Below are 5,804 nucleotides of genomic sequence, written 5' to 3'. Positions count from 1 at the left end.
TGACCAAAACATCAATATCTTCATTGATATTTTGGTCGTTTTGTCAACAATCTGATAAAGACCTAGTTTACACTAGGTCTTTATATATAAACTTATAAAATTAAAGTTCTCCGTCGATATTAGCTTTGTCAGCTACACCAGCTGCATCAGCTGCAACTGTTGCTTTACCAGATTTTAAATCTTCAACAGCTGTTTTAACTTTAGCTTTGATATCGTCGCTTAAGTTAGGGTTTTCTGCTGGAAGTCCAACACCATCTTCTTTGATTGTGAAGACTTTAGCTTTTCCACCTTCAAATTTGTTAGCTTTGATAGCGTCTAAAATGTTAGCTACTGCTACGTCGATACGTTTTACAGCAGAAGTTAAGATAACTGATTTTTCAACATCTTTTCCATCTTTATCTTTAGCTTTGAATACACCTTCAGAATATTGGTCTTTATCTACACCAACGATCCAGTGTTTAACTTCTCCACTTTCTTTAAGATCTTTAGTTGCTCTTTCTTGAGCTTCTTTAATAGATCCACTTCCAGTACCACCAGCTGCTACGAAAATAACATCAGCACCAGCATCAAACATAGTTGCTGCTAAAGTTTTACCTTTGTTTGTATCACTGAATGAACCACTGTAGTTGTAAACAACTTTGATATCTTTTTTAGCTGCTTTTGCACCTTGAACGAATCCAACACCAAATTTAACTACTGCTGGAATTTTCGCTCCACCAATAAATCCAACTTTACCAGTTTTTGATTGTAAAGCTGCTGCATATCCAGCTAGGTATCCAGCTTCGTGTTCTGAGAATGTTACAGAAGCAACATTTTTGTTTTGAACTACACCATCAATGAAAATGAATTTTTTATCTGCAAATGAATCTGCAACTTTTGGTAATTCTTTTTCAAAATAGAAACCAGCTAATGAAATAACATCAGAAGCTTTTGCTGCGTTTTGTAAGTTCGCTGCAATATCACTTTGGTTTTTAGTTTCGATTGGATTTAGTGCTTTACCACCATTTTTTTCCGTCCAAGCTTTTACTGTTTCAACGTTACTTTGGTTGAAACTTTTATCTTTTGCTCCACCTTCGTCAGTTACAACACCGATTTTTAATCCAGAGTTATTAGAAGATGAATTTTCATTAGATGACTTAGAAGAACATCCAACGATAATTAATGCCGCTGATAAAACAACTGCGATTAATGAAAATATCTTTTTCATAAGAATAAAGTCTCCTTTGTTTGTATTTGTATAATGTTTATATCTAAATAATACCACATTATCTTGAAAACATCAACAATTTATTTATTAAATGTTAAGATTTTTTTATAATGTTCGTTTTTAGATTATAAAAAGTTGTTAAATTAATAGTTTCAAAAAGTAATTTTCTTATTCTACGCTCTTTTTGACTAAATGTCCTCAAATAACAAGCTATTTCAAAAACTATTATACCGTTTTCAATATTTTACGTACTTTTATAAATTTCTTATTATTACACATTAATTATCACACTTTATTAATATTGTTAAATTAACATTTAGACCCATATTTATTATACGAACATTTTGTTATTAAGCTCCTGAAAATTTAATTTAAATCAACAAGATATTAAACAATATCATCATTTATATTTTTCAAAATAAATATTTTAAAATTTTATTACAATTTGGATATTAGTTATAATATTTAAAAAAACTCTAGAAAGAGTGATTTATTAAAACCACTCTTTCTAGAGTCATTCTTCTTTAGTAATTAAACAATAACTTTATAGTCATATATTGTATTCTAAAAACTTAATTTTATAACCTATAGTTCACCTTCTATATTAGTAGCTGAACCTTTTGCTTTTAATTCATCTCCAGTACCTACTACTTGAACTTTTCCTGATTTTAGTTCTTCAATAGCACTAGCGATTTTCGTTTTAATTTCATCACTTAAGTTAGGATTTTCTTTTGGAATACCTACTCCATTTTCTTTAATACCAAAGACATGTTCACCTTTTGTAAATTTACCTTCTTTAATTTCATTTAATATTTTAGTAACTGCTACTTCAATATTTTTAACAGCTGATGTTAAGACCGCAGATTTTTGGTATTCTTTTCCGTCTTTATCTTTCCCTTTAAAAATACCTTCTTCGTATTGATCTTTATCTACACCCACAACCCAGTGTTTAATCTCTCCACTTTTAGACATATCGATTATACCACGTTCTTTAGCTTCTGCGATTACACCATTACCAGTATTACCTGCAGCAACAAAGATTACATCTGCACCTGAGTCATACATAGTAGCCGCTAATGTTTTCCCTTTATTTGTATCAGAGAATGTACCACTATAGTTATACATCACTTTAATATCACTTTTAGCTGCTTTGGCACCTTGAACAAATCCAATTCCAAATCTTTCTACTGGTGGAATTTTAGTTCCTCCAATATAACCAACTTTTCCTGTTTTAGATTGTAAAGCTGCAATATATCCAGCTAAATAACCAGCTTCTTGTTCTTTAAAGATTAATGAAGCAATATTTGGCGCATCAACAAAAGTATCAACATACATAAATTTTTTGTCTTTATATTGCTCAGCTACTTTAGGAATTTCTTTTTCAAATTCATAACCAGCTAAAGAAATAATATCAGACACTTTTGCAGCGTTTTGTAAATTAGAAGTTAAATCTGATTGAGTTTTAGTTTCTAATACAACTGGATCTTTTGCTCCGTTAGCCTTTGTCCAAGCTTGAATTGCTTCAACGTTAGCTTGGTTAAAACTTTTATCTTTTGCTCCACCTTCACCAGTTACGACACCAATTTTATAGCCGCTCTTACCGTCGGATTTAGTGTCATTTTTAGCATTCTTTGAAGAACAACCAACAACAATTAATGATAATGCAACTAAAATTGCAAAAATAGTACGTAATCTCTTCATAATATCCTCCTAAAATTATATGTACTAAGTACATAATATCACATTTCAAAGCACTTTTCAAAGAAAAATTTGTATATTTCTTATAATATAAAATTAATATTTAATATACTTTAATATACTTTAATATAATCTTTCATAAGCAAATATAAATTTATACTAATATATATGTATAAATTAACTTAAACATTGTTATTTTATACATAGTTTCCTAAATTTTACTCTATCAGCTCACTATATTATTTTATTTAAATATAAATTACAAATATTTATTATAAACATTCATAATAAATAATTTAAAAATTATATATTTTCTAATTTATTTATGCTATAATGATTTTGATAAAGCATTTTCAGGAGGATTTATATTATGACTTATTACGAAAATATTGTAGAAACTGCAAAATATATAAAGAAATATTTTAACGAACCAATAGACTATGCAGTAGTCTTAGGAAGTGGTATTACTTTAGAACTTGAAGACCAACAAGAACTTGGTTATGAAGCTATTCCGCTTTTCCCAGGAAATAAACATGCTAACCGTGTAAAAGGGCATGCTAACAAGTTAACATTTGGTAAAATATCTGGAAAGAATGTTCTTGTACTAAATGGACGTCTTCACTTCTACGAAGGATATAGCATGAAAGAAGTTGCTTTTATGACATATGTAGTTAAACACCTTGGAGTAAAAGGACTATTTATCACTAATGCATGTGGGGCTATAAATTCTGATTTTTCTGAAGGTGATATCGTTTGTCTTGATGACTTCATTTCACTTGTAAGCAAAAACCCTCTAATGGGAGAAAACGATCCCCGCCTTGGTGAAAGATTCGTGGATATGACAACTCCATTCGATCCATATTTAGTTGAAAACTTACATAATTCAGCTAAAAAATTAGATATTACCTTACATACTGGTGTTTACGGATTCTTCCAAGGTCCATATTTCGAAACACGTGCTGAGATTCGTGCATTCAAAACAATGGGATGTGATCTTGTCGGTATGTCTACAGTGCCAGAAGTAATCGCTGCAAACCATGCTTCTCTGCCAGTTGCTGTATTAGCATGCGCTACAAACATGGCAACAGGGATTCAAGAGAAAAAACATGATCACGAACATGTACTTAAAACAGCACAAAAAATAAGTGTAAATCTAAAAAAACTTTTAATTGAAACATTAGAAAACTTAAAATAAAAGAGGAATTTAAATATGGAAAAAACTATTTTTGAAAAAATCATTGACGGAGAAATCCCAAGTTACAAAGTATACGAAGACGAACATGTCTACAGCTTTTTAGATGTATTTCCTATAACAAAAGGACATACTCTTGTAATTCCGAAAAAACACAGCAGAAACATTTTTGACTGTGATCCTGAAACTGCAGCAAACATTGGTCGTGTTCTACCAAAAATTGCTAATGCAGTAAAAGATGCCTACGGTTGTGATGGAGTTAATATTTTCCAAAATAACGAAGAATATGCTGGACAAAGCGTGTTCCATCTACACTTCCACATCGTACCAAGATACAAAGATAAAGATGTAAACTTCGATAACTTAGAAGTTAAATGGCCTCCACAAAAAGTTGAACCTTCTGAATTTGAAGAAATCAGAAAAGCAATCTCTGATAGATTAAAATAAAACAAAAAGTAGCTAAGTAATACTTAAATTACCTAGCTACTTTTTATTTTCTTATTTTGAAGCGAATAAAGATACGATAGAATCTAAAGTTGTTTTTGGTTTTTCTTCTACAACTTCTTCCGTCTCTTCTTTTACTTCTTCTGCTTTTTCAATTATTGGAGCTACTGTCTCGTGAATTTCTTCGAAAGTTGGCTCAACTTTTTCTTCAAAGTGTTCAGCAACCACTTCTTGTGTTTGTTCAACAGCTTCTTCTACTACTTCTTCAACTGTTTCTTTAACTTCGTCAGCTTTTCCAACAACTTCAGCTACAACTTCTTCTTTTACTTCTTCAGCTTTAGCTCCTAACTCAACGAAGTTTTCTTCTACTTCTACTACTTTCTCTGCAGCTGTTAATTCTTCTAATTTTTCTTTAGCCACATCTTGTTGCTCTTGTGCTTTAGCTTCTAGTTCTTGAGTTTTCTCATTAACATATGCAGTTAATTTTTCAATTCCTATTTTAGTATTTTCTTTAAGTAACTCTTTGTGTTTTTCTAACTCTTTTGGATTTTTATAGTAGTATGCTCCTACCGCACTTACCGCCCCTAAAAAGACTCCTTTAAAAATTTTACCCATGTATGAATTCCTCCTAAATTATTATCAGTATTGATTTTATCAAAAAAATCAGATAATGTAAAGGATTTAAAGGATTTTATTTTTATAGATTAAGTATTTAAGTTATTCATATTAAAAAATATAGAAGCAGTAATCAAAAACATTATTGAATACCACTTCTATTAGAATTTATTTTTTATTTTAAATGTTTAACCCTTGCTACTATTTCTTTGTGTCGTCCTTTGATCATCGGACGAGCTTGAGGATTACCTAAATAACCACATGTTCGCTTAACAACATCACAGCTTTTTGGATCTCTATTACCACATTCTGGACATTTAAATCCTTTTTTAGTAGGTTCAAATTCACCCTCATGTCCGCATTTATAACAACGGTCAATTGGTGTATTTGTTCCTAAATATCCTACCTTGTCATAAGCAAAGTCCCATACCGCTTCTAATGCTTTTGGATTTTGTTTTAATACCGGATATTCACAATAATGAATGAATCCACCGCTTGCATAATATGGATAATCTTTTTCAAAATCTAACTTCTCAAAAGGCGTTGGGTTCTTTCTTACATCATAGTGATAAGAATTAGTGTAATATTCTTTATCTGTTATATTTTCCACAATACCGAACTTCTCAGTATCCATACGACAAAATCTAT

At 30.6% G+C, this 5,804-nt stretch carries 6 protein-coding genes; 2 read left to right on the top strand and 4 right to left on the bottom strand.

Annotated features, from left to right (window positions below):
- Nucleotides 1-100: 100 nt before the first annotated feature.
- Complete coding sequence (locus RWL85_RS08300) at nt 101-1,207, bottom strand: BMP family ABC transporter substrate-binding protein (protein ID WP_314087033.1); 1,107 nt, start codon at nt 1,205-1,207, stop codon at nt 101-103.
- Between the two features lie 585 nt (nt 1,208-1,792).
- Entirely contained in the window at nt 1,793-2,908 is a 1,116-nt protein-coding gene (locus RWL85_RS08295) for a BMP family ABC transporter substrate-binding protein (RefSeq protein WP_314087030.1), read from the bottom strand.
- Nucleotides 2,909-3,275: 367 nt separating this feature from the next.
- Between RWL85_RS08295 and RWL85_RS08290 the strand changes: the two genes are divergently transcribed.
- A complete protein-coding gene (locus RWL85_RS08290) occupies nt 3,276-4,100 on the top strand; it encodes a purine-nucleoside phosphorylase (RefSeq protein ID WP_314087027.1) in 825 nt (274 codons plus the stop codon).
- A gap of 15 nt (nt 4,101-4,115) precedes the next feature.
- Nucleotides 4,116-4,544, top strand: coding sequence for an HIT family protein (locus RWL85_RS08285; protein WP_314087025.1), 429 nt, complete (start codon nt 4,116-4,118; stop codon nt 4,542-4,544).
- Nucleotides 4,545-4,595: 51 nt separating this feature from the next.
- Here the strand turns inward: RWL85_RS08285 and RWL85_RS08280 are convergent, their stop codons facing one another.
- Both RWL85_RS08280 and nrdD read right to left on the bottom strand, forming a co-directional pair.
- Nucleotides 4,596-5,156, bottom strand: a complete 561-nt coding sequence (locus tag RWL85_RS08280; RefSeq protein WP_314087022.1) for a hypothetical protein — start codon at nt 5,154-5,156, stop codon at nt 4,596-4,598.
- A 175-nt stretch (nt 5,157-5,331) separates the two neighbouring features.
- Nucleotides 5,332-5,804 (bottom strand): anaerobic ribonucleoside-triphosphate reductase (nrdD, locus tag RWL85_RS08275; RefSeq protein WP_314087019.1); only part of this gene is annotated, 473 nt, incomplete at its 5' end.

The sequence above is a fragment of the uncultured Gemella sp. genome (assembly GCF_963515875.1).
Taxonomy (GTDB): domain Bacteria; phylum Bacillota; class Bacilli; order Staphylococcales; family Gemellaceae; genus Gemella.
This window is presented reverse-complemented; position numbering and strand designations above follow the sequence as displayed.

Coding starts and splice junctions, on each gene's coding strand:
- RWL85_RS08300 (WP_314087033.1), bottom strand. CDS start 1,207: ATGAAAAAGATATTTTCATTAATCGCAGTTGTTTTATCAGCGGCATTA.
- RWL85_RS08295 (WP_314087030.1), bottom strand. CDS start 2,908: ATGAAGAGATTACGTACTATTTTTGCAATTTTAGTTGCATTATCATTA.
- RWL85_RS08290 (WP_314087027.1), top strand. CDS start 3,276: ATGACTTATTACGAAAATATTGTAGAAACTGCAAAATATATAAAGAAA.
- RWL85_RS08285 (WP_314087025.1), top strand. CDS start 4,116: ATGGAAAAAACTATTTTTGAAAAAATCATTGACGGAGAAATCCCAAGT.
- RWL85_RS08280 (WP_314087022.1), bottom strand. CDS start 5,156: ATGGGTAAAATTTTTAAAGGAGTCTTTTTAGGGGCGGTAAGTGCGGTA.